At 60.0% G+C, this 21,002-nt stretch carries 24 protein-coding genes; 21 read left to right on the forward strand and 3 right to left on the reverse strand.

Translation table 11 applies throughout. From position 1 onward, the window contains the following. The first annotated feature begins 2 nt into the window (after positions 1-2). On the forward strand, positions 3-875 hold the full coding sequence (gene galU, locus FF098_RS16680; protein WP_155142710.1) for a UTP--glucose-1-phosphate uridylyltransferase GalU: 873 nt from the start codon (positions 3-5) through the stop codon (positions 873-875). Here the strand turns inward: galU and purU are convergent. Then, positions 872-1,732 (reverse strand): formyltetrahydrofolate deformylase, encoded by an 861-nt coding sequence (gene purU, locus FF098_RS16685; protein WP_229714605.1) that lies wholly within the window; start codon positions 1,730-1,732, stop codon positions 872-874. The genes galU and purU overlap by 4 nt on opposite strands. Before the next feature lie 295 nt (positions 1,733-2,027). Between purU and FF098_RS16690 the strand changes: the two genes are divergently transcribed. The 9 genes from FF098_RS16690 to FF098_RS16730 all read left to right on the forward strand — a co-directional run bounded on the left by FF098_RS16690 (position 2,028) and on the right by FF098_RS16730 (position 10,403). Beyond that, positions 2,028-3,185: an NAD-dependent epimerase/dehydratase family protein gene (locus FF098_RS16690; RefSeq protein WP_155142712.1), complete on the forward strand. Its 1,158-nt coding sequence runs from the start codon at positions 2,028-2,030 to the stop codon at positions 3,183-3,185. A gap of 86 nt (positions 3,186-3,271) precedes the next feature. Continuing rightward, positions 3,272-4,036 carry a Bax inhibitor-1/YccA family membrane protein gene (locus FF098_RS16695; protein ID WP_155142714.1) on the forward strand — a complete coding sequence of 255 codons (765 nt, stop codon included), beginning with the start codon at positions 3,272-3,274 and terminating at the stop codon, positions 4,034-4,036. Between the two features lie 528 nt (positions 4,037-4,564). Beyond that, a complete protein-coding gene (locus FF098_RS16700) occupies positions 4,565-5,332 on the forward strand; it encodes a DUF3450 domain-containing protein (protein ID WP_155142716.1) in 768 nt (255 codons plus the stop codon). Between the two features lie 28 nt (positions 5,333-5,360). Further along, positions 5,361-6,716 carry a MotA/TolQ/ExbB proton channel family protein gene (locus FF098_RS16705; RefSeq protein WP_155142718.1) on the forward strand — a complete coding sequence of 452 codons (1,356 nt, stop codon included), beginning with the start codon at positions 5,361-5,363 and terminating at the stop codon, positions 6,714-6,716. Between the two features lie 31 nt (positions 6,717-6,747). Beyond that, positions 6,748-7,287 (forward strand): MotA/TolQ/ExbB proton channel family protein, encoded by a 540-nt coding sequence (locus FF098_RS16710; protein ID WP_155142720.1) that lies wholly within the window; start codon positions 6,748-6,750, stop codon positions 7,285-7,287. 12 nt (positions 7,288-7,299) lie between these two features. Continuing rightward, on the forward strand, positions 7,300-7,722 hold the full coding sequence (locus FF098_RS16715; protein WP_155142721.1) for an ExbD/TolR family protein: 423 nt from the start codon (positions 7,300-7,302) through the stop codon (positions 7,720-7,722). A 55-nt stretch (positions 7,723-7,777) separates the two neighbouring features. Continuing rightward, positions 7,778-8,185 (forward strand): ExbD/TolR family protein, encoded by a 408-nt coding sequence (locus FF098_RS16720; protein ID WP_155142723.1) that lies wholly within the window; start codon positions 7,778-7,780, stop codon positions 8,183-8,185. A 1-nt stretch (position 8,186) separates the two neighbouring features. Further along, positions 8,187-8,789, forward strand: coding sequence for an energy transducer TonB (locus FF098_RS16725; RefSeq protein WP_155142725.1), 603 nt, complete (start codon positions 8,187-8,189; stop codon positions 8,787-8,789). 69 nt (positions 8,790-8,858) lie between these two features. Continuing rightward, on the forward strand, positions 8,859-10,403 hold the full coding sequence (locus FF098_RS16730) for a tetratricopeptide repeat protein (protein ID WP_155142727.1): 1,545 nt from the start codon (positions 8,859-8,861) through the stop codon (positions 10,401-10,403). A 259-nt stretch (positions 10,404-10,662) separates the two neighbouring features. Here FF098_RS16730 and FF098_RS16735 read toward each other — a convergent pair whose 3' ends face one another. Continuing rightward, a complete protein-coding gene (locus FF098_RS16735; protein ID WP_155142729.1) occupies positions 10,663-10,968 on the reverse strand; it encodes a hypothetical protein in 306 nt (101 codons plus the stop codon). A 146-nt stretch (positions 10,969-11,114) separates the two neighbouring features. Between FF098_RS16735 and FF098_RS16740 the strand changes: the two genes are divergently transcribed. Next, complete coding sequence (locus FF098_RS16740) at positions 11,115-12,332, forward strand: DUF2336 domain-containing protein (RefSeq protein WP_155142731.1); 1,218 nt, start codon at positions 11,115-11,117, stop codon at positions 12,330-12,332. A 29-nt stretch (positions 12,333-12,361) separates the two neighbouring features. Here FF098_RS16740 and FF098_RS16745 read toward each other — a convergent pair whose 3' ends face one another. Further along, on the reverse strand, positions 12,362-12,661 hold the full coding sequence (locus FF098_RS16745; RefSeq protein ID WP_155142733.1) for a hypothetical protein: 300 nt from the start codon (positions 12,659-12,661) through the stop codon (positions 12,362-12,364). Between FF098_RS16745 and FF098_RS16750 the strand changes: the two genes are divergently transcribed. The 10 genes from FF098_RS16750 to FF098_RS16795 are packed head-to-tail and all read left to right on the forward strand — an operon-like array spanning position 12,660 to position 20,833. Continuing rightward, the gene (locus tag FF098_RS16750) at positions 12,660-13,259 is read left to right on the forward strand and encodes a Na+/H+ antiporter subunit E (protein ID WP_155142734.1); all 600 of its coding nucleotides are present in this window, start codon (positions 12,660-12,662) and stop codon (positions 13,257-13,259) included. The two genes, FF098_RS16745 and FF098_RS16750, sit on opposite strands and share 2 nt — an antisense overlap. Then, the gene (locus tag FF098_RS16755) at positions 13,259-13,558 is read left to right on the forward strand and encodes a monovalent cation/H+ antiporter complex subunit F (protein WP_155142855.1); all 300 of its coding nucleotides are present in this window, start codon (positions 13,259-13,261) and stop codon (positions 13,556-13,558) included. Before FF098_RS16750 ends, FF098_RS16755 begins: the two co-directional genes overlap by 1 nt. Then, positions 13,555-13,899: a monovalent cation/H(+) antiporter subunit G gene (mnhG, locus tag FF098_RS16760; protein ID WP_155142736.1), complete on the forward strand. Its 345-nt coding sequence runs from the start codon at positions 13,555-13,557 to the stop codon at positions 13,897-13,899. The genes FF098_RS16755 and mnhG overlap by 4 nt, the downstream gene beginning before the upstream one ends. Beyond that, positions 13,899-14,522 carry a DUF4040 domain-containing protein gene (locus tag FF098_RS16765; protein WP_155142738.1) on the forward strand — a complete coding sequence of 208 codons (624 nt, stop codon included), beginning with the start codon at positions 13,899-13,901 and terminating at the stop codon, positions 14,520-14,522. Before mnhG ends, FF098_RS16765 begins: the two co-directional genes overlap by 1 nt. 3 nt (positions 14,523-14,525) lie before the next feature. Next, positions 14,526-14,969, forward strand: a complete 444-nt coding sequence (locus FF098_RS16770) for a Na(+)/H(+) antiporter subunit B (RefSeq protein ID WP_155142740.1) — start codon at positions 14,526-14,528, stop codon at positions 14,967-14,969. Next, the gene (locus tag FF098_RS16775; RefSeq protein ID WP_155142742.1) at positions 14,969-15,685 is read left to right on the forward strand and encodes a sodium:proton antiporter; all 717 of its coding nucleotides are present in this window, start codon (positions 14,969-14,971) and stop codon (positions 15,683-15,685) included. Before FF098_RS16770 ends, FF098_RS16775 begins: the two co-directional genes overlap by 1 nt. After that, a complete protein-coding gene (locus FF098_RS16780) occupies positions 15,685-17,223 on the forward strand; it encodes a monovalent cation/H+ antiporter subunit D family protein (RefSeq protein WP_155142744.1) in 1,539 nt (512 codons plus the stop codon). Before FF098_RS16775 ends, FF098_RS16780 begins: the two co-directional genes overlap by 1 nt. Beyond that, complete coding sequence (locus FF098_RS16785) at positions 17,223-18,755, forward strand: proton-conducting transporter transmembrane domain-containing protein (protein WP_155142746.1); 1,533 nt, start codon at positions 17,223-17,225, stop codon at positions 18,753-18,755. Before FF098_RS16780 ends, FF098_RS16785 begins: the two co-directional genes overlap by 1 nt. A gap of 1 nt (position 18,756) precedes the next feature. Beyond that, positions 18,757-19,083, forward strand: a complete 327-nt coding sequence (locus tag FF098_RS16790; protein WP_155142748.1) for a DUF1129 domain-containing protein — start codon at positions 18,757-18,759, stop codon at positions 19,081-19,083. Further along, complete coding sequence (locus tag FF098_RS16795; protein ID WP_166426608.1) at positions 19,076-20,833, forward strand: proton-conducting transporter transmembrane domain-containing protein; 1,758 nt, start codon at positions 19,076-19,078, stop codon at positions 20,831-20,833. The genes FF098_RS16790 and FF098_RS16795 overlap by 8 nt, the downstream gene beginning before the upstream one ends. Positions 20,834-21,002 lie beyond the last annotated feature (169 nt).

Here is a 21,002-nt window from a genome sequence, read left to right on the forward strand (position 1 = left end):
AAATGTCAGCAACAGTCAAGAAAGTCGTCATTCCAGTAGCCGGTTTCGGGTCGCGCGTCCTGCCGGCCACCAAGGCCACGCCAAAGGAGCTGTTGCCGGTCGTCGACAAGCCATTGCTGGAATATGTCGTGGACGAAGCACTGGAGGCGGGGATCGAGCACATCGTCATGATCACCGGGCGTGGCAAGGGCGCGATCGAGGATTATTTCGACCACGCCTACGAGCTGGAAGACGCGCTGAAGGCGAAAAAGAAAGACGCAATCCTCGAGACTGTGGTCAAGCCGATCCTGGCGCCGGGGGCGGTCTCCTTCACCCGCCAGCAGGTTCCGGCCGGTCTCGGGCACGCCATCTGGTGCGCGCGCGATATCGTCGGAAACGAGCCTTTCGCCATTTCCCTGCCGGATGTGATCATCCGCGGCAAGCCGGGCGCGCTCAAACAGATGGTCGACGAGTACGCCAAGGTTGGCGGCAACATGATCGCCGTGGAGGAAGTGCCCGAAGACCAGGTCAACAAATACGGAATCATCGCACCGAAGGAAGGTGCCTCAGGCGACCTGATGGAGATGACCGGCATGGTCGAAAAGCCGCCGGTTGAAACTGCGCCTTCAAACCTGTCGATCACAGGCCGCTATATCCTGCAGCCTGAAATCTTCGGCCTGCTGGCCAAGACCGAACGCGGTGCCGGGAATGAAATCCAGCTGACGGACGCCATGGCCGAGTTGATGAAGCAGCAGCAATTCTTTGCCTATCGCTTCAAGGGCGAGAGCCATGATTGCGGCGACAAGCTGGGCTGGCTGAAAGCAAACATGGCCTTTGCAAAAGACCGCGAAGAGTTTGCTGCCGGTCTGGCCGATTACGCAAAAGAACTGTTCTAGCGGCGGAACACGACGGTCTTGTTGCCATTCAGGAAAACCCTGTGCTCCAGATGATAGCGCAGGGCGCGGGCGAGGGTGAGGCATTCGACGTCGCGCCCCGCGGCAATCATGTCGGATACGGAATTGAAATGCTCCACCCGCTCGACCTGTTGCTCGATGATCGGGCCTTCGTCGAGATCCGCCGTGACATAGTGTGCAGTGGCGCCGATCAGCTTCACGCCCCGTTCATGGGCGCGGTGATAGGGGCGGGCCCCCTTGAAGCCGGGCAGGAACGAGTGATGGATATTGATGATCCGTCCGTGATATTTTTCCGCCATGCTGGCTGACAGTATCTGCATGTATCGGGCAAGAACGATCGTATCTGCCTGCGTTTCCTCCAGCACTTCTTCGATCCGTTTTTCCGCCTCGGCTTTCGTATCTGCCGTCACCGGTATGTAGTGGTACGGAATATCGTGCCAGTCAGCGAGTTGCTGCAGATCCGGATGGTTGGAGATGATCGCGGGGATATCCATGCGGATGTCGCCGGTGCGATAGCGAAACAGGAGATCGTTGAGGCAGTGATCGAGTTTGGACACCATGAGCACGACCTTTCGGCGCGTAGCGCGCTCGTAAAGATCGAGCTTCAGATCCAGTCGATCTTTAATCGCAGCAAAGCCATCCATGAACGCTTTGGGATCGAAACCTGGCCTTGTCGGACGGAACCTGATGCGCATGAAAAACTGCCGGGTCTGGGGATCGCCGTAATCGGAGGACTCCTCTACGAAACAGGCGTTTTCGGTCAGGTGGCCCGTTACGGCAGAAACGACGCCAATCTGGTCCGGGCAGGATACATTGAGGATATAATGGAGCTGTGACACTGGGGGTAACATTTTCTGCGACAAAGAGTTTTTCCTTTGGCAGAAGATGGCGCGCGTGACAACAGTTTTGACCGGCGTCACAAGGCGATTGCCAGCGGCTGAAAATCCGGGGAGGCTGGATCATCGTTAAAGGCTGGGGGTGGGGTAATTGCGCCGCTTTTATGGCGATGTGAGATGAAATAAACAGCACGCTTGTTTTTTCGGTCGCAAATCTCCTAAACAACCATCACACTAAGTTCACAGACGCGTTAGCGCCCCGATCCGGGGCGTTCACTGTATAGGTAAGGAAATCCTGATGGCTAAAGTCATTGTTCTTGGGGGAGACGGCTTCTGCGGTTGGCCGACCAGCTTGCATTTGTCCAAGCGGGGTCATGATGTAATCATCGTCGACAACCTCTCCCGCCGTAAGATCGACGTAGAACTGGAAGTCGATTCGCTCACCCCGATCCGTCCGCTGGGCGAACGTCTCGACACATGGGAAGAGCTGACCGGCAACAAGATCCGGTTCGAGAACTTCACCATCGGCGAGAACTATCATCGCCTGCTGACCCTCATCAAAGAGGAAAAGCCGGACGCGATCATCCACTTTGCCGAACAGCGCGCCGCGCCTTATTCGATGAAATCGTCCTGGCACAAGCGCTACACGGTTTCCAATAACCTTAACGCCACCAATGACGTGCTCGCCGCGATCGTGGAGTCTAAGCAGGACATCCACCTGATCCACCTCGGCACCATGGGCGTCTATGGCTATGGCACGGCCGGCATGAAGATCCCTGAAGGGTATCTGACAGTCAAAGTTGAAACCGAGGAAGGCCTGACGGACCAGGAAATCCTCTATCCGGCCAATCCGGGTTCGATCTATCACATGACGAAGACCCAGGATCAGCTGTTCTTCCACTTCTATAACAAGAACGACAAGGTCAAGATCACCGACCTGCATCAGGGCATCGTCTGGGGCACCCAGACCGAAGAGACCCGTCTGGACGAGCGCCTGATCAACCGCTTCGACTATGATGGCGACTATGGCACGGTGCTGAACCGCTTCCTAATGCAGGCGGCCGTCGATTATCCGCTGACCGTGCATGGCACGGGCGGCCAGACCCGCGCCTTCATCCATATCCAGGATACCTGCCGCTGTATCGAGCTGGCCTTGACGAACCCGCCGCAGAAAGGCGAGCGCGTCAACATCCTCAACCAGATGACGGAAACCCACCGCGTCCGCGATCTCGCCCAGATGATCGCCGACAAGACCGGGGCCGAAGTTGCCTTCGTCCAGAACCCGCGCAAGGAAGCAGACGAAAACGACCTGCATGTCGCCAATGACCGGTTCATCGGCATGGGGCTGGAGCCGATCACCCTGGATGAAGGGCTGATGCAGGAAGTCACGGAGATCGCCCGCAACTATGCCCAGCGGTGCGACCTGAACAAGATCCCCTGTATCTCCAAATGGTAAAATAGAACGATGGCGGCCCGATCGTTAAGGCCGGGCCGCCGCTCTCCATCCTGCCAATTGGACCGAAGCGAGGAGCATGTGACACGATGATCGCTATTCCTTTTGGCAGCCCGCTGAACAGCCGCGGCGCGATAGCGCGCCTGCCTCGTGCCGAGCCCGGACAGCGCACAGCCGGAACCACGTCGGCGATTCGCCTTCTCATCCTCCATTTCATCGTCATGGCCGGTGCTGTGACCGCGATGTACTTCATCGTCGATCCTGCCGGTGCAATCAGCGTCGAGGAAGGGCAGATGGCCCGCGATTTCGGCTTCGGCGCAGGGGTAATCGCCCTGATCAGCGCGCTGGTCGGCCGCTTCAGGCCAACATTATGCATGGTAATGGCGCCCGTTTTCGCGGTGACGGGAGGGCTGTTCATGGGTGGTCTCGCGCTCGCCGCGGAGGCGCGCTATCCGGGTATCGCCTTTCAGACCGTCTGTGTCGCCGGGCTCGTCTTCACCACGATGCTGATTCTCTACCTGACCCGCCTGATCCGGCTCAGCGAGCGGTTCAAGATGGTGCTGGCTACGGCAATATCTGCTGTCGCCCTGATCTATCTCGTCTCGTTCGCCAGCCTGATCTTCGGATACAGGATAGAGTTTATCCACGGGTCAGGGGCGGGGGCCGCGCTCTGGTTCGGGCTGACCGCCGGGCTGGCGGCGCTCAACCTGCTGGTCGATTTCCAGCGAATCGAGGCGCTCGACGGAAGCGGCAAGGGGACGATCGCCGAGTGGCATGCGGTCCTTGCCGTGCTGACCACCTTCGTGTGGATGTTCCTCTCGCTGCTCCGGATGCTTCGCTCGATACGGCGCTAGGGGAGACTGGCTGTCTGCCTTGAACCCATGCCGGAACAAGCTGCATCACAGTATACAGGCCGTGATGACGATATGCTGTGTGCGGACGATAAATTTAACATTCCATCGGTGCGCAGTTCTCTGCCAAAGGGCGGGGGTGCGGCGGGAATTTCCTGCGCGACCGCTGGATTTGTTATCCGGTAAATGCTAAATCGCTCACACTCTGGCGATGCCGTCCTGTAAATAAATAGTTTACAAGGGCTGTCTGGTACCGCTAAAGTGTAACAAAATAACAGAGCCAGACACTGGCCAAGAGGCGTGGGAAACGACCCGCACACCCGTTTTCAGGGATTGAGAAATAAAGGCGTTGCCTTTTGCAGCGTTTTTTCCCAATCTTGGTACGGGGTGTGATTGGGGACAAACTTTTCCACCCTTTTTTATGGGCGCCGCGGGCGTCTTTCTATGGCACCTTACGGGGTGTTCATGTGTTAACAATTCTGGCGGCCATCCCGGTCGCCTTTGACCGAAGCAATGCGGTAGGTGAACAGGATGATTAAACAAGTCGCTTTTTTGGGAACGGCCATCGCTATGGTGGCGTCAGCAACTGCGCCGGCTGCGGCCCAGTTCAGTGCTGCCATTGACGTCAGCAAGCAGACCGTCGCCGAGGCAAAGGCCTCCCAGCAGCGGATCGACAGCCTTGATGAAGAGACCAGCCGTCTCCTCGTCGATTATCGCGCGAACCTGAAGCAGTATGAGCTTCTGTCGCGCTTCAACCAGTCCCGTGCTGTCGAGGTGGAGCGGCAGTCCACCCAGATCGAGAACCTTCAGCTCGACGTCGACAACATCGAGAACATCCAGCGCGCCATGCTGCCGCTGATGGAAGAGATGCTCGCCACGCTGGAAGAGTTCATCGCAGCCGACATGCCGTTCCTCGAGCGCGAGCGCGCCGACCGGATCGCGCGTCTGCGCAATGTCATGACCGACTCGAATGTTTCGGAAGCCCAGCGCTACCGTCTCATCGTCGAGGCTTTCCAGATCGAGAACGAATATGGCCGCACGATCGAGGCCTATGACGGTACGGTCGCAGCCGAAGGCGGCGAACTGTCTGTCGAGTTCCTGCGGATTGGCCGTATCGCGCTGATCTACAAGACGGCCGATGATTCGGTTCTGCGGATCTATGATCGCGACGCGAACGCCTACGTCGATCTCGACAACAAATATATGTCCGACGTTAAGCTTGGCATTCGCATGGCCAAGGAACAAACAGCGCCAGCCCTGCTCGGTGTGCCGGTTCCGGCCCCGGTCCAGGCTCAGTAAGTAAGGCGAATTGGAAGGAATTCTCGACATGAAACTCATTCGTAATCTTGGCATTTCTCTAGTCGCCGGTGCCGCCGCGCTGTCCGCTTTCGGGACGGGCGCAATGGCTCAGACCTCGCTTCAGGATGTCCTCAACGCAGCCCGCGCCGAGCGTCAGGCTGTGCAGCAGACCAACCAGGAGCGTGAGCAACGCTTCCTCGCAGAGCGCAACACGCAACAGCAGAAACTGTCTGAAATCCGCAGCCAGGTGAACGCTGAAACGGCTCGCTCGAACCAGCTGGACGCTGCCTTCGCGGCAAACCGTACCCGCATCGAGGAGCTGCAGGCAGAACTCGACAGCCGTCAGGGCGAATTCGCCGAACTGTTCGGTGCCGCCCGTTCGGCTGCTTCCGACCTTGCGTCGCGTCTGGATGACTCGATCATCTCCTCGCAATATCCGGGTCGTTCCGAATCCCTGCGCGAAACGGCCGAAAGCGAAACGCTGCCGACCGTGACCGAGCTGGAAAACCTCTATTTCACGCTCCTGCAGGAAATGGTTGCCCAGTCCGAAGTCGCCACCTACGGCGCTGAAGTCGTCCGTGCCGATGGTACAGCAGAAGAGCGTGAAGTTACCCGCATCGGACCGTTCTCGGTCTTCAACAACGGTAACTACATGACCTATGAAAACGGTGAGCTTGAGCTGCTGGCCCGCCAGCCGGCCGTTGCCGATGCCCAGTCCGCTGCCCGTACGGTAGAAGGCTATAGCGGCGAAGGCTTCGTTCGCGGTGTCATCGACCCGTCGCTCGGCACGCTGCTCGAGTTGGTCGTTACCCAGCCGTCCATCATGGAAACGATTCAGCAGGGCCGGACCGTCGGTTACGTGATCCTCGCCATCCTGGCCATTGGCCTGCTGCTTGGCCTGTACAAGCTGGCAACGCTCTGGGCCGTCAATGGCGCCGTTCGCAGCCAGATGCGCAAGAAAACACCGTCCAAGTCCAACCCGCTTGGCCGTATCATGATGGCTTACGACTCCAACCGTAATGCCGATGTTGAAACGGTTGCGCTGAAACTGGACGACGCGGTCCTGAAAGAAGTGCCGAAGCTCGAAGGTGGCCTCAACCTGATCAAGGTTCTTGCCGCTGTAGCACCGCTGCTCGGCCTGCTCGGTACGGTTATCGGTATGATCCGGACCTTCCAGGCGATCACCCTGTACGGTACGGGTGACCCGCAGCTGATGGCATCCGGTATCTCCGAAGCACTCGTCACCACCGTTCTCGGCCTGGTCGCGGCTATCCCGCTGCTTCTCATCCACGCCTTTGCCAGTGGTGCTGCACGCAGCGTCTCGCAGGTTCTGGAAGAGCAGTCTGCCGGGATGATCGCCGAGCACGCGGAGTCTCGGTCTTAAGGGCAACGCCTGTAACATAGGAGTTCGTTAAATGCCCGAAGCCTTGAATCCACTCAACGCGATTGAGTCCCTGAATAACTTCCTGATCGCCGGCGGCAACGTCCTTGTTGTCATCATGGTCGCGACGTTCATCATGTGGGCTCTGATCCTGGAACGGGTGATCTATTTCACCACGGCCCAGGGCGGCGTTAAGTCCCGGGCGGTCCGCGCCTGGCAAGCCCGGTCCGAGCATACCTCCTGGTATGCTCTGGCCGTCCGCGAAAAGCTGCTTTCCGAAGTCAAGCTGGCCGCGAATTCGAACCTGACGGTTATCAAGGGCCTGGTTGCGATCGCACCGCTGCTAGGTCTGCTTGGCACCGTCACCGGCATGGTCGAAGTGTTCGAAGTCATGGCCGTGACCGGATCGTCCAACGCCCGCCTGATGGCCGGGGGTATCTCCAAGGCAACCATCCCGACGATGGCTGGTCTCGTTGCTTCCCTGTCAGGCATCCTGATGACAAACATCCTTGAGCGCGCCGCTGCCAAGTCCGTTTCCGATACGGCAGATGCGTTCGACAAGGTCAGAGACTGATAGGACCAAACCATGCGTAGACGATTTGGATCCCAGAACGACGAGACCGAAGTCAACGTCACACCGTTGCTCGATATCGTCTTCATCATGCTGATCTTCTTCATTGTGACGGCAACGTTCGTGTATGAAGATGGCTTCAACCCTCAGACGCCGGAAGACACACCGCCGGATGAGAACACGGTACCGCCGCCCAGCCTTCTTCTTTACGTGCAGGCTGACGGGTTTGTCGCGGTCGATGATGCCCGCATCATCGATCCGGGTTCGACCCAGCCGGTGGTCTCGGAATTCTTCGCGTCCAACCCGAATGGCGTCGTCATCGTCAGTGCCGCTCCCCAGTCCAAGGTCGGGGTTGCCGTGACGGTCTATGACGAAGCGATGCAGGCCGGCCGTTCCGTCGGTACGACCAGCGTCACGATTACGAAATCCAGCGAATAGGGCGCTCGCGCCCCGTTCCTGCCAGTTCAGTTAACAGCGATACGGAACTAATATTATGGCAAGACGGCCAATCAGATCTGCAGGGGGTGGCGACGACGAAGACGTAAACGTCACGCCTTTGCTCGACATCGTCTTTATCATGCTGATCTTCTTCATCGTGACGTCGACCTTCATCAAGGAGCCGGGGGTCGAGACCGATCGTCCGGAAGCCCAGATTTCCGAAAAGGTTCGCCTGATCGCTCTTCTCGTCGGCATCAGTGCCGATGACGAGGTCTGGATCGACAACGAGGTCTACTCCATCGATGAGGTCAAGGCGAAGGTTCAGGAGTTGCGTCGTGAAACACCAAAGGGTCGTGCCGTTCTGCGGGTCGATGCCGATGCCAGCTCCGAGACCATGCTCGATGTCATCGAGCAGATGAAGCAGGCGGGTGAAGAGCAGATTCAGATCGCTACGGAGGAATAAGATGGGATCAATCGTCAGATTTTTCGTCGGCACACCGCTGGCGGTAATCGTTACCGCAGCATTGTTCCTGATCATGTATTTCCTGATCAGCAGTGGCGATCTCGCTCTCGATGAGGATGCCGAAACGGTTCGTATCGAAATCGGCCGCCAGATCGAGGACACGCCTGACCAGGCGACCCAAAAGCAGTTCGAGCGTCCGCAGCTCGACCAGCCGCCGCCCCCGCCGCCGGCGATCAACGACGCCAACTTCCGTCCTGAAGTGGCCGGTGTTGCCGCCAGCGCGCCTTCCTTCGACGCCAATGTCGATATCGGCACAGGCTTCAACCCCGACCGCGACGCCCAGCCGCTGGTGCGTATCGAGCCGCAATATCCGGATCGCTGCCAGGGCCGTTCGGGTGATATCGAGACCGTCGTTGTCGAATTCGATGTCGATCCGGCAGGCCAGACGGTGAACGCCCGGGTCCTGCGCAGTACGAACAGCTGTTTCGACCGCAACGTCCTGCGCGCCGTCGAGCGCTGGAAATACCAGCCGAAGATCGTCAACGGTCAGGCAGAGCCCCGCTTTGGCGTCCGCACGACCTTCAGGTTCCAGATCCAGGAATAAGCTATCGCGCGGCCAGCACCACACCGGCGCTGGCCGTACCCAACAGTACAGGCACCCAAGAGCAGTATAATGAGCAAATTGTTCCACAAGTCCTTCATGGCGCTGTCTGCAGGCGCTTTTATCCTTGCAGCCGGCACCGTCGTGACGGCGGTCAGCGTACCGTCTGCCTGGGCGCAGGATGACGAGGAAGAGAACACGAACCAGTCGCTGTCGACAGCCGTCGCGACTGAAGTGCAGAAAGCCTACATACTCGCCTCTGAAGAAGAGAAATTTGCCGAAGCCATCACGGTTCTGGACCGGCTTCTGGCCAACCGCAGCGGCGGCATGACGCCCTATGAGCTCGGCACGACCTATGAGCTGCGCGCCAGCTTCAAGGCCAACCTGCCGAACCCGAACTACACATCGATCCTCGAGGACCTGGAGCGCGCTGCAGCCTCCGGTGGCCTGCCGACCGACCGTGTCCGCCAGATCCGGTTCAACATGGCGCAGATCTACTTCCAGGAAGAGCGTTATCCCGAAGCGATCCGCCTGCTGACCGAATATATCCAGTATCAGGAAAGCGTCGGCGAGCCCGTCAACGCCAACACCTATCGCCTTCTCGCCGGTGCCTACATCGCACAGGATAATTTCCAGCAGGCCCTCGGCCCGATGGAAACAGCCCTGCGCCTGCACCGCCAGGAAAACAATCCGCAGCAATCCTATTATGCGACGATGAACTACGTTTATTCGGAGCTGAAACTGGAAAGCAAGCGGGGCGACCTGCTGGTCGAGATGATCAACATCTGGCCGGAAGAAGAACAGTACTGGTCACAGCTTGCCGGTGCCTATTCCCAGGCAGAACGCGACGCTGATGCTGCCGCTGTTCTCGAGCTGGCCTATCGCGCCGGGATCATTACCGAATCTGCCAAGGTCCTGAACCTCGTGCAGTACTTCACCATCCTGGACAACCCGTATCGCGGTGCCCAGCTGCTGGAACAGGAAATGGCGGCAGGCAATCTGGAGCGTGATCTCGATAATCTTCAGCTCCTCGCCCAGGCCTATAACCTTGCCCGCGAGCAGAAGAAGGCGCTGGTGCCGCTGCGTGAAGCAGCCCAGATCGCCCCGACCGGTGAGCTCTATTACCGTCTTGGCCAGATCCTCTTTGCCGACGAGCAATGGCAGGAATCGGCGGAAGCCCTGACCGAAGCCATCAATCGCGGCGGTCTTGAAGCACGCGACATCGGCGATGCATGGCTGCTGATCGGCAACGCGTATTACAACATCGATACCAACTCGGAAGCACAACGCGACCGCGCCATCGATGCCTGGAACCGGGCCCAGAATTACAGCAACAGCCGTCAGGCGGCGAATGGCTGGATTTCCTATGTCCGTGAAGTGCGCCGCGTCGAGCAGAACCAGGACCGCGTCGAGCGCCTGCAACGCGAAGAGGCATACAAGAACGAACGTCGTCGCTGCACGACCAACCTCGAGATCTTCGAGCGTCTTGGCAATTCCTCCGGCTTCTCCGAATCTGACGCTGAACGCTGCCGGACGATCCTCGCTGCGGAATGGCGTAATGGCCAGATCGTCCTTGCCGACGGCACCACCGTCGTTGCCGTCGAGGACATCGAATAGTCCACGACTATCTGACTGAATGAAAAAAGCCCGGCGCAGGACGCCGGGCTTTTTTGTTGCGCGCTACTGAAATGTGTCTGCAATGGATCATTGTCGCCCATAAGGGCATGAAAAAGCGCAAGGACGACTGACACGCATCTCCCATATCGTCACAGTCATGTTGCGACGTCGTGCAATGACCTTGAGGCGCTTTGTCTTTGCTTTTTAATCAGCGCTCAGGGCCTTGGCCACCGGCGCTTTCGACAGAAAAGAGGCCTTCTTAGAACGGCTCGAAACCGTTGCCGGCCCGGTCGGGGGAATCGATCTGCTCTGTCTTGCAGGAGGAAAAGCCCTGCCGCCAGCCGGTGCGATAGCTGCGGTCATTCTTGAACAGGGTCTCGTCCTGGATCACCTTGGTGGAGAAGGCACGGTCGGCCTCTCGGGCGCTGGCACAGCCATCGGCATAGCCTGCCGGGTACATCGGCCCGTCGATTGCCTGCTGGGTCGTTTCCATGCTGGTACACCCGGTTGCCGCAAGGGTCAGGCCTGTCAGGAGGCCGACTAGGGCCAAAGTTCCGGTTTTCATGCTCATCCCACTCACATAGTGCCGGAACGCGGTCCGGCGATTAACGATTTCCTGCCGACACTCGCATGTCCTGAGGGGAATTGGAAAGCAAGAATTAACGGGATTGCGCCTAGACTGCCCCCGAAAAGGCCAACAGAGGACGATGAATGGCTGAACAAGCAAGAGTGATGGAGCAGCACCATGCCGCTTCCGGGCCGGTTGCAGGGCCGGGCGAGCAGCTGACCCTGAGTGGCCAGATGACGACCCGCATGGCACTCGTGCGCAAGCTGACCGACATCGTTGTCCTGCCGCTCGGCAAGATCAGCGGCAATGAGCGCTCCTTCGCTGCCGATATCCTGATCCGTACCTTACTCAATGTCGACACCCCGGCCCGGGTAGAAGTTGCCCATCGTCTCGCCGGCATCACCGATATCCCGCGCCACCTGCAGCGCTATCTCATGACCAGCGATATCGAGATCGCCCGCCCGATGCTGGAGACGCGCACCCATGTGCCGGAAACGATGCTGATGGAGGCGGCCGCCTGCAGCCGCGAGCACCGCCAGATCATCATGCGTCGCGACGACCTGACGCCGGCCGTGGCCGATGCCCTGATCCGCCATGGCGAAGGCGACATCATGCGCCGCCTGCTGGACAAGGACGAGGTCCTGTTATCCGACCAGGCGATGACGACGATCATCCACAAGTCGCGCACGGACGAGCATTTGCGCGAGCCCCTGCTCAAGCGGCTGGAGCTGCGCCCAGACCAGGCGTTCGTCATGTACTGGTGGATGAACACCAGCCAGCGCAAGCACCTGCTCAAGCGCTTCATGACCGATCGCTCCGTCATCCAGGAGGCGATGCACGAACTGTTCGTCGTCACCTTCACCAGCGACAATCCGGATACCGTGGTCAAATCCAGCCTCAAGCTGATCGACCGCCGCCACCGCCCGCGCGGCCGCAATGGCGAGATGGTGACGATGGATATCGTCCAGAAGACACTGACCGCGGCCCGCTGCCAGCCGACCCATGAATTTGCCCACGCCGTCGGCCTGCTGGCCGGTGTTTCCACCGACACCGCTGAAATGGTGCTGTTCGATGTGACCGGCGTATCCTTTGCGATCATCTGCAAGTCCATCGGGCTGTCGCGCAGCGCCTTCCGGGAGGTGATCTCCGACAGCCGTTTCGCCGATGAAGGCTCCAGCGCCATCCTCAACGAGGATCAGGTCGACGATCTCGTCGGCATTTTCGATTCCATCGCCCGCGACTTCTCGCGCACCATCCTGCGCTACTGGGACTGGAAGACCGACATGTTCGTGATCGGCGAGGAGCAGCTGGCCCAGAACGGCCAGAGCGACGTCCACAAGACCTATTTCGGCGAACTTTAATCGAGTTACTGAAAATTGTGCCTATCGGCTTAAACCCGTTTTAAGCCTGTTGTGGCATGGTGTTTCTCGTCGGCCGCTGCCTTGCGTATTTTGGTGGTGGCCGACCTTCCTTCAAAATCCCTCCTGTTGAAAATCTCCCTGTCATGGCCGGAAACGCCAAGCCCTGCGGCTTTTGTGCGTTTTCTTGCAAGAAGGGATTGATTTCGTCGCGAAATTTGCCAATTTCCCCCAAGACTTCCGGTGCGGTTAAGGCTATGCCTGCCGGTACCTTCAACAGCCGTTGCGGGACGGCGCCACAGATAACAGAACGGGCAGACAATCACAGCCATGCTGCGTTTCCTGACAAAAATTGCCGGTCGTCACCTGGCGCTTGCCTTGTCGATGTTCGGCTTGTGGCTTCTGTTATCGGGCTATTTCACCTATCCCACACTGCTCGCTTTCGGCATCATTTCCGTCCTGCTGACGACATGGCTGGCCCAGCGCGCCGGCATGCTGGACCGCGAAGGCGTGCCGACCCGCGTATTCCCGGGCATTCTCACCTACATGCTGTGGCTGACGGTCGAGATCGGCAAGTCTAACATCGCCGTGACCATGCATGCGCTGTCGCCGAGGCTGAAGCTCAGCCCGAAAATGGTGACCGTGCCTGCCTATCAGACAAGCGATCTCGGCAAGGTGATCTTCGCCAACTCCATCACGCTGACGCCCGGTACCGTTACCGTCGACCTGCATGAAAACGACATTCTGGTCCACGCGCTGACCGAGGACCTGGCCGATGTCGGCGGGATGACGGCGATGGGCGAAAAGGTTTGCGGCTTCGATGGCCTCGAAGGGCGCGAATGGGCCCGCCAGCGCAAGGCAGAACGTCATGCGGCAGCCGACAAGGCCGCCGCTGAAAGGCAGGCTGGCGGAAGGCAGGTTGGCCAATGATGTTCGCTGCTGCCGCTGCTGCCATCATCGTCGCGATGGTGATCACCTTCGCCCGCGCCGTGCTCGGTCCGTCACTCTATGACCGCATCCTTGCGGGCAACTCCTTCGGCACCAAGACGGTGCTGTTGCTCGGCATCATGGGCTATCTGACCGGGCGTCCGGATTTCCTCGATATCGCGCTGCTTTACGCGCTCATCAACTTCGTTGCCACCATCGCGATCCTGAAATTCTTCCGCTATCGGACCATGTCACCGACAATGGACGATTTGCGCCAGATCGAGAAGGAGAAGGCGGAATGATCTTCGATATTCTCAGCTGGTGTCTTTTCCTGCTTGGCGCGCTGTTCATCATCGCGGGCTCGCTCGGCATGTTGCGTTTTCCGGATTTCTACACACGCCTGCATGCGGCCGGCGTGACCGACACGCTGGGTGTCGAGCTGATGCTGCTCGCCATGATCTTCCAGTCCGACAACTGGATCACCATCGTCAAGCTGTTGCTGATCGCACTTTTCATGCTGCTGACGAGCCCGGTCGCCACCCACGCCATCGCCCATGCCGCATGGGTCGGCAAGCTGAAGCCGATGCTGGGGCCGGACCTGCGCCGCGATGGTGACGCCGAAACGCGCGAGGAGGACGCCTGATGGAAGATTTCCAGACGCCACTCCAGCCGATCATCCTGCTCGACCTGGCGATCCTGTCGCTGCTGATCGCAACCGCCTTTGCGATGATGCGTGTACGGCGCCTGTTTGCGGTCGTCATGCTGTCGGGCATTTTCTCGTTCCTGGCCGCGCTTTTCTTCGTGTCGCTCGATGCGGTCGATGTCGCCTTCACCGAGGCGGCGGTCGGTGCCGGTATCTCCACCGTTCTCATGCTGACCGGCATGCTGCTGACCGCGCGGCGGGAAAAGCCTGCCGTGCCGGGGCACAAGAATATCGCCATGGTAATCTGCCTCGTGACCGGCGCTGCACTGTTCTATGCGACGATCGACATGCCGGCCTTCGGCGATCCGAATGCGCCCGCAAACATCCATATCGGCCAGGAGTTTGTCGAGCGCACGCCGCAGGACATTGAGATCCCGAATATCGTCACCGCCGTGCTCGCCTCCTATCGTGGTTTCGATACGCTGGGCGAGGTTCTGGTCGTTTTTGCCGCCGGTGTCGGCGTCATGCTGCTGCTCGGTGCAGGCTCCCTGCGCGGCGGCCGCAAGGTGAAGGATGACCGTCCCGGCGATGATGAAACCGAACACGATGGAAGGGAGTTCTAGACCATGATGGCTCACCTTATCCTGCGTGTGACGATCAAGCTGTTGTTCGCGCCGATCATCATTTTCGCCCTTTATGTGCAGTTTCACGGCGATTACGGCCCCGGCGGCGGCTTCCAGGCCGGTGTGATCTTTGCCGCTGCCTTCGTGCTGCATGCCCTCGGCTTCGGCATCGACGAGACCAAAAAAGTCCTGCCGCCAAAGGTGCTGCCATGGCTGATGGTCATCGGTGTCCTGTTCTATGCGGGCACCGGCGTCGCAACGCTGCTGCTGGGCGAGAACTTCCTCGACTATGACATCCTGCAGCCGGACAGCCATCACCATGCAGGCCAGCATATCGGCATCATTCTCGTCGAGCTTGGTGTCGGCATCGCCGTTGCCTCGACCATGCTGACGATCTTTTACCACTTCGCCGGCCGCGAGCCCGAGATCAGGGACGAGGACTGGTAATGGACATTATCGAATTCATCGTTGGTCGGTATAACTACTGGATCTTCATCACGCTGATGATGATGGGTCTTTATATCGTCATCTCGCGTGGCAACCTGGTGAAGACCATTGTCGGCCTGAACCTGTTCCAGACCTCCGTTTTCATTTTCTATATCTCCATCGGCAAGATCGTCGGCGGCACGGCACCGATCATTGTCGGCAATTACAAGGCCGATGACAGCTATGGGGATGGTCACGGCGATGGGTATGGCGCAGACGCCACGGTCACCGATCACGGGAACTCCGGCGCGTCGGAAAACCTGCACGACACTGACGGTCTTGATCTTCCGTCCAACAGCCTGTCTGCCGATGTTCCTGCAGGGGGTGAAGTTTCCGCTGCCTCCGGCAGCCTGCACCAGATGCCGGAGACCGCCGCTGACATGGCGAGCGGCACCGATGCCGCCTATGCGAGCGTTGCCGATGCCGCCGCACAGGGCGCGGAAGTCATCTATACCAATCCGCTGCCACATGTGCTGATCCTGACGGCGATTGTGGTCGGCGTTGCAACCACCGCTGTCGGTCTCGCGCTCGCGGTTCGTATCCGCGAAGCCTATGGCACAATCGAGGAAGACGAGCTTGAAGCCGAAGATCATTTCGCCGAGTTCGGCGTGCCGCTGCATCCTGAACAGGGGCAGGGGCGAGGTCAGGGCAGCCAGACCCAGGGAGGGGCTGCGTAATGGCAATTCCGGGTCTTGAACAATTGCCGGTGCTGCCGGTCGTCATTCCGCTCGTCGCGGCGCCGCTGACGCTGCTGATGAAGCCGGGGCGCGCGCCATGGGCGTGGGCGACTCTGGTCAGCTGGGTCACCTTTGTCACCACGCTGCTTCTGCTGGAAGGCGTCTGGGTCAACGGGCCGATCGAGTATGCCATGGGCGGGTGGGGCGCACCGGACGGCATGACCGCGCCGCTGGGCATCACCTATTACATCGACCTTGCCAATGCGCTGGTGCTGACACTGGTTGCCGGCATTGCCTCCGTTGTCTTTCCGTATGCCTATTATTCGGTCGAGTCAGAGATCGACCATCGCCAGACGCCGGCGTTCTACACCGCGCTGCTGATCTGCTTTACCGGGCTTCTCGGCGTGACGATCACGGGCGATGCGTTCAACGTCTTCGTCTTCCTCGAGATTTCATCTCTGTCGACCTATGCGCTCGTTGCCATGGGCGCGCGCAATGACCGCCGGGCCCTGACGGCATCTTTCAATTATCTCGTCATGGGCACGATCGGGGCGACCTTCTTCGTCATCGGCATCGGCCTTCTGTATCAGGCAACCGGCACGCTCAACATGCTCGACCTGCACCAGCAGCTTATGGGCCAGTCGAACCGAATGGTCGAGGCGGGCTTTGCCTTCATCATCACCGGTATCGGCCTGAAGCTTGCCATGGTGCCGCTGCATCTGTGGCTGCCAAACGCCTATTGCTACGCGCCCTCGGCGATCTCTGCCTTCCTCGCGGCGACCGCCACGAAAGTGCAGGTCTATATCATCCTGCGGTTCATGTTCACCGTGTTCGGGTTCGAGTTCGCCTTCCTCGATGTCGCGCTGAACGCCTTCATCATCCTCGGTATCGCAGGCATGTTCTATGCGTCCTTCGTCGCCGTCTTCCGCGATAACGTGAAGCAAATGCTGGCCTATTCTTCCATTGCCCAGATCGGCTACATGCTGCTCGGCATCTCCTTCGGCACGGTCGACGGCGTTGCCGCCTCACTGATCCACGTCTTCAACCACGCGCTGATGAAGGCCGCCCTGTTCATGGGGGTCGGCTGTGTCGTGCTCCGCATCGGCTACAGCAATTTCTCGGCGTTCAATGGCCTCGCCAAGCGCATGCCATGGACGGCGTGGGGGCTGATCATTTCCGGCCTGTCGCTGGTCGGTGTGCCGCTGACGGTCGGCTTCATTTCCAAGTGGAAGCTGATGGAAGCGGCCTTCCAGACCCAGACCATCATCCCGCCGCTGCTGATCGTGCTGTTGATCGGTGCATCCTCGCTGCTTGCCGCGATCTATATCGGCCGTCTTGCCTATGCGATGCTGCTCCAGCCGGTGCCGGAGGATGCAGAGCCGGTGAAGGAAGCGCCGCACTTGATGCGGATCACCATGTGGATCATGGTGCTGGCCAATATCTGGTTCTTCTTCCAGACCGATGTCACGGTCGGCGTTGCGACCCGCGCGGCGCAGGCATTGCTTGATACCGGCCTTGGCTATGGGGGGGCATACTGATGTTCTCTCTCCTCAGCCCTGAACTGGCGATGTATGTCAGCCTGATCGTGCCGATCTTCGGCCTTTTCGGAATCATGCTCGCCGACAAGGCGCCGAATGTGCGCGAGGGCGTGACGCTCGTGACCGGTGTCATCGTCTTCTACATGGCGATCATCGTGGCTGTTGCCGTCTCTGGCGGCGCGCGGCCGGGCTTTGAGGTCGCCGAGATCATCCCGGGTCTCGCTATCCGGTTCGAGGTCGAGCCGCTGGGCGCCATGTTCGGCGTCATCGCGTCCGGCCTGTGGATCGTCAATTCCCTCTATTCCATCGGCTATATGCGCGGCACCCACGAGAAGCACCAGACGCGCTTCTACATGTGCTTTGCCATCGCCATCATGTCGGCGCTCGGCATCGCCTATTCGGCCAACCTGCTGACCTTCTTCATCTTCTACGAAGTGCTGACCCTGTCGACCTTCCCGCTGGTCACGCACAAGGAAAACGAGGCGGCAAGGAATGGCGGGCGTATCTATCTCGGCATCCTGCTCGGCACATCCATCGGTCTCCTGCTGCCGGCGATCGTGCTGACCTGGGTGATTACCGGCACGACCGAGTTCACCCTGGGCGGGCTGTTTGCCGGCGGTGCCGACGGGCCATTGCTGATGATGACCTCACCGGTTGTCTTCGTGCTGCTCGCCCTGTTTGCCTTTGGCATCGGCAAGGCGGCGCTGATGCCAATCCACCCATGGCTGCCGGCAGCGATGGTCGCGCCGACGCCGGTCTCTGCTTTCCTGCACGCCGTTGCGGTCGTGAAGGCGGGTGTCTTTGCGATGCTGAAAGTCGTCATCTTCATTTTCGGCATCGACTTCCTGGCAGGGGGCTGGGCCGCTGATTTCTTCCTCTGGCTTGCAGCCTTCTCGGTGCTTGCGGCCTCCGCCATCGCGATGACACAGGACAATCTTAAATCCCGTCTGGCGTTCTCAACCGTCTCCCAGCTTTCCTATGTCACCATCGGCGCGATGCTGGCGACCTCCATGGGCGCTGCCGGTGGCGCGGCGCAGATCGCCGCCCACGCCCTTGGCAAGATGACGCTCTTCATGTGCGCAGGCGCGATCTATGTCGCCCATCACAAGTCGCTCATCTCCGACATGCGCGGGCTGGGGCGCAAGATGCCGTTCACCTTCATTGCCTTCATCATCGGTGCCTGTTCGATCATCGGCCTGCCGCCGATGGCGGGCTCGTGGCCGAAATTCATGCTGATGTGGGGCGCTGCCGATGCCGGCCACCAGCTGATCTTCCTGGTGCTGATTGCCTCGTCGCTGATGAACATCGTCTACCTGCTGACGCCGATGCTGCGCGGCTTCATGGATCCGCTGTCGCCGAGCCTGAAATTGGAAAAGGGCGGCCTCGCCGAAGCACCGCTATTCTGTCTCGTGCCGGCCTGGATCACCGCGATCGGCACCATCGTCCTGTTCTTCTATATCAAGCCGCTGCTCGCCTTCCTCGAACCGGTGACCGGTGCCATGGGCCAGTTATCAGCAGTGGTGGGGGGCTGACATGAGCGATCATCATCAAGACCCTGACGATCTCGGTTTTTTCGAAAAGCCCGGCACGATCCGCATGATGTGGATCGTCCTGATCGCGCTTTGCGTCGTCGTCGCAGCGCTGGGCGTCGCCGGCATGATCCTGCACTGGATGCATCCCTATTTCACGCTCGATGCCTTGCCCGTCTTCTATGCCCTCGTTGGCGCGGTCGCTGCGACCGTGATCGGGGCAGGCGGGCGCCTGCTTTCGCAGATGCTGACCATGGCACCGGACTATTACGACAGCGATGCCGATCTGCGCCATCCGCAGGACGGGAACGCGGAGGGTGGCCATGACTGAGCTCCTGACCGGCCTCGCCCTTAATCCCGGCATGTTGCTGATCGCTGCGGGCATCATCGTCGCGCTGTTGCCCGGCCGCCAGGTCAGGGCGATCGCCTCGCTCGTCGCCGTTGGCGCGGCATGGGCGCTGCTCGCATCCTATGGCAGCGCGCCGATGGAGGCCCCGGTTCTGGCCGGGCAGGGATCGCTGTTCGGCTTTGAACTGACGTCCGTGCGCATCGACCGTCTGAGCGTGCTGTTCTCGACCCTTTTCCTGATCGCTGCGGCACTCAACGCCATTTACGGCTGGCTGCACGCAACGCGGCTAGAAGCATCCATGGGGCTGATCTATGCCGGTGCCGCCATCGGCGGTGTGCTGGCAGGCGACCTGCTGACGCTGTTCATCTTCTGGGAGCTGGCGGCGCTGTCTTCGGTCTTCATCGTCTGGGGCGGTGGCACCCATGCAGCCTTCAAGGCAGGGATGCGCTATCTGGTGATCCAGGTCGGCTCCGGCATGGCGCTCATCTCCGGCATCGCGCTGATGGCGGCGACGGGCGGCGATCTCGCATTCACGGCAATGAGCCTGACCGATGAGGCCGGCGCGCTGAACCTGCCCGTGCTGCTTATCTTCATCGCCTTTGGGGTGAAAGCCGCGTTCCCGGTCCTGCATTTCTGGCTGCCCGATGCCTATCCGCGCGCCAGTGCGGTCGGCGCCGTGATGCTGTCTGCCTTCACCACGAAGATGGCGATCTATGCCCTCGTGCGCGGTTTCCCGGGCGAGGACATCCTGATGGTCATCGGTGCGGCGATGGCGGTGATCTTCATCTTCTTCGGTGCCGCAGCCAGCGACCTGCGACGGGTACTGGCCTATTCGCTGAACAGCCAGCTCGGCTTCATGGTCTGTGCCGTCGGTATCGGCAGCGATCTGGCGCTGAACGGCGCGGTCGCCCACGCCTTTGCCAGCGTCATCTACAAGGGGATGCTGTTCATGGCGATGGGCGCGGTGCTGACCCGCGCCGGGACCATGCGCGCTGGCGAACTGGGCGGCCTTTATCGCGCCATGCCGCTGACCGCCGTGATCGCCTTTATCGGGGCGATGACGATTACCGGCGTGCCGTTCTTTGCCGGCTTCGTGACCAAGTCGATGACCATTTCCGCCGCCGGTTATTACGAGCACCTGTTCGTGTGGCTGGCGCTTATCGTTGCCACTGTCGGTGCCGTGCAGAACATCGGTGTGCGTATCTTCTTCAACACGTTCCTCGGTCCGCGCACCACGGCAGCGAAGGTCTCCGGCGATGCGCCGCTGCCGATGCTGGTCGCCATGGGGCTGGCCGCGGCCATCTGTTTCATCGTCGGCCTGCAGCCGAACCTGCTCTGGTCGATGCTGCCGTTCGACTATGAGTATCACGCCTATACGACCGATCACCTGATCACGCAGATGCAGCTGATCCTGTTCTCGATCCTGCTGTTCGCGCTTGCGCAGAAGGCCGGCCTCGCCAGCACGCCGCGTGACGGGGCGCTGGTCGATATCGACTGGGTCTACCGGGTGCCGGGGCGCGTTGTGCTGATGGGCCTCGTCCATGGCACCGCTGCCGTGTGGCACCGGGTCTGGTGGGGCATTCAGGCCGGGGTAAAGGGCGTCGTGAAGGGGCTTTACAACACCCACGGGCCTGAAGGGGCGCTGTCCCGCTCCTGGCCGGTCGGCTTCATGGCGCTGTTCACCGCCCTGGTGCTGGGCCTGATGCTGATCGTCACCTTCATCGCCTACTGATTGACGGATCTCGAAATTCGGATTGTCTGAGCTGGTTGGCGCCGCACAACCTGAAGTGCAATTGTGCTTGCCTCGCGCGCGTGTTCATGTTATGTTCTTGTTGCTGGCTGTTTCTACATCGTGATCTTTCGTTGCTGTCCTGACGGGGCAGGCGAGACCCGTTGAGGAG

The sequence above is a fragment of the Aquisalinus luteolus genome (assembly GCF_009712425.2).
In the GTDB taxonomy this organism is placed as follows: domain Bacteria; phylum Pseudomonadota; class Alphaproteobacteria; order Caulobacterales; family Parvularculaceae; genus Aquisalinus; species Aquisalinus luteolus.

Excerpts from the sequence above, each read along its gene's own strand:
- galU (WP_155142710.1), top strand. The coding sequence starts at position 3 with ATGTCAGCAACAGTCAAGAAAGTCGTCATTCCAGTAGCCGGTTTCGGG.
- FF098_RS16690 (WP_155142712.1), top strand. The coding sequence starts at position 2,028 with ATGGCTAAAGTCATTGTTCTTGGGGGAGACGGCTTCTGCGGTTGGCCG.
- FF098_RS16695 (WP_155142714.1), top strand. The coding sequence starts at position 3,272 with ATGATCGCTATTCCTTTTGGCAGCCCGCTGAACAGCCGCGGCGCGATA.
- FF098_RS16700 (WP_155142716.1), top strand. The coding sequence starts at position 4,565 with ATGATTAAACAAGTCGCTTTTTTGGGAACGGCCATCGCTATGGTGGCG.
- FF098_RS16705 (WP_155142718.1), top strand. The coding sequence starts at position 5,361 with ATGAAACTCATTCGTAATCTTGGCATTTCTCTAGTCGCCGGTGCCGCC.
- FF098_RS16710 (WP_155142720.1), top strand. The coding sequence starts at position 6,748 with ATGCCCGAAGCCTTGAATCCACTCAACGCGATTGAGTCCCTGAATAAC.
- FF098_RS16715 (WP_155142721.1), top strand. The coding sequence starts at position 7,300 with ATGCGTAGACGATTTGGATCCCAGAACGACGAGACCGAAGTCAACGTC.
- FF098_RS16720 (WP_155142723.1), top strand. The coding sequence starts at position 7,778 with ATGGCAAGACGGCCAATCAGATCTGCAGGGGGTGGCGACGACGAAGAC.
- FF098_RS16725 (WP_155142725.1), top strand. The coding sequence starts at position 8,187 with ATGGGATCAATCGTCAGATTTTTCGTCGGCACACCGCTGGCGGTAATC.
- FF098_RS16730 (WP_155142727.1), top strand. The coding sequence starts at position 8,859 with ATGAGCAAATTGTTCCACAAGTCCTTCATGGCGCTGTCTGCAGGCGCT.
- FF098_RS16735 (WP_155142729.1), bottom strand. The coding sequence starts at position 10,968 with ATGAAAACCGGAACTTTGGCCCTAGTCGGCCTCCTGACAGGCCTGACC.
- FF098_RS16740 (WP_155142731.1), top strand. The coding sequence starts at position 11,115 with ATGGCTGAACAAGCAAGAGTGATGGAGCAGCACCATGCCGCTTCCGGG.
- FF098_RS16750 (WP_155142734.1), top strand. The coding sequence starts at position 12,660 with ATGCTGCGTTTCCTGACAAAAATTGCCGGTCGTCACCTGGCGCTTGCC.
- FF098_RS16745 (WP_155142733.1), bottom strand. The coding sequence starts at position 12,661 with ATGGCTGTGATTGTCTGCCCGTTCTGTTATCTGTGGCGCCGTCCCGCA.
- FF098_RS16755 (WP_155142855.1), top strand. The coding sequence starts at position 13,259 with ATGTTCGCTGCTGCCGCTGCTGCCATCATCGTCGCGATGGTGATCACC.
- mnhG (WP_155142736.1), top strand. The coding sequence starts at position 13,555 with ATGATCTTCGATATTCTCAGCTGGTGTCTTTTCCTGCTTGGCGCGCTG.
- FF098_RS16765 (WP_155142738.1), top strand. The coding sequence starts at position 13,899 with ATGGAAGATTTCCAGACGCCACTCCAGCCGATCATCCTGCTCGACCTG.
- FF098_RS16770 (WP_155142740.1), top strand. The coding sequence starts at position 14,526 with ATGATGGCTCACCTTATCCTGCGTGTGACGATCAAGCTGTTGTTCGCG.
- FF098_RS16775 (WP_155142742.1), top strand. The coding sequence starts at position 14,969 with ATGGACATTATCGAATTCATCGTTGGTCGGTATAACTACTGGATCTTC.
- FF098_RS16780 (WP_155142744.1), top strand. The coding sequence starts at position 15,685 with ATGGCAATTCCGGGTCTTGAACAATTGCCGGTGCTGCCGGTCGTCATT.
- FF098_RS16785 (WP_155142746.1), top strand. The coding sequence starts at position 17,223 with ATGTTCTCTCTCCTCAGCCCTGAACTGGCGATGTATGTCAGCCTGATC.
- FF098_RS16790 (WP_155142748.1), top strand. The coding sequence starts at position 18,757 with ATGAGCGATCATCATCAAGACCCTGACGATCTCGGTTTTTTCGAAAAG.
- FF098_RS16795 (WP_166426608.1), top strand. The coding sequence starts at position 19,076 with ATGACTGAGCTCCTGACCGGCCTCGCCCTTAATCCCGGCATGTTGCTG.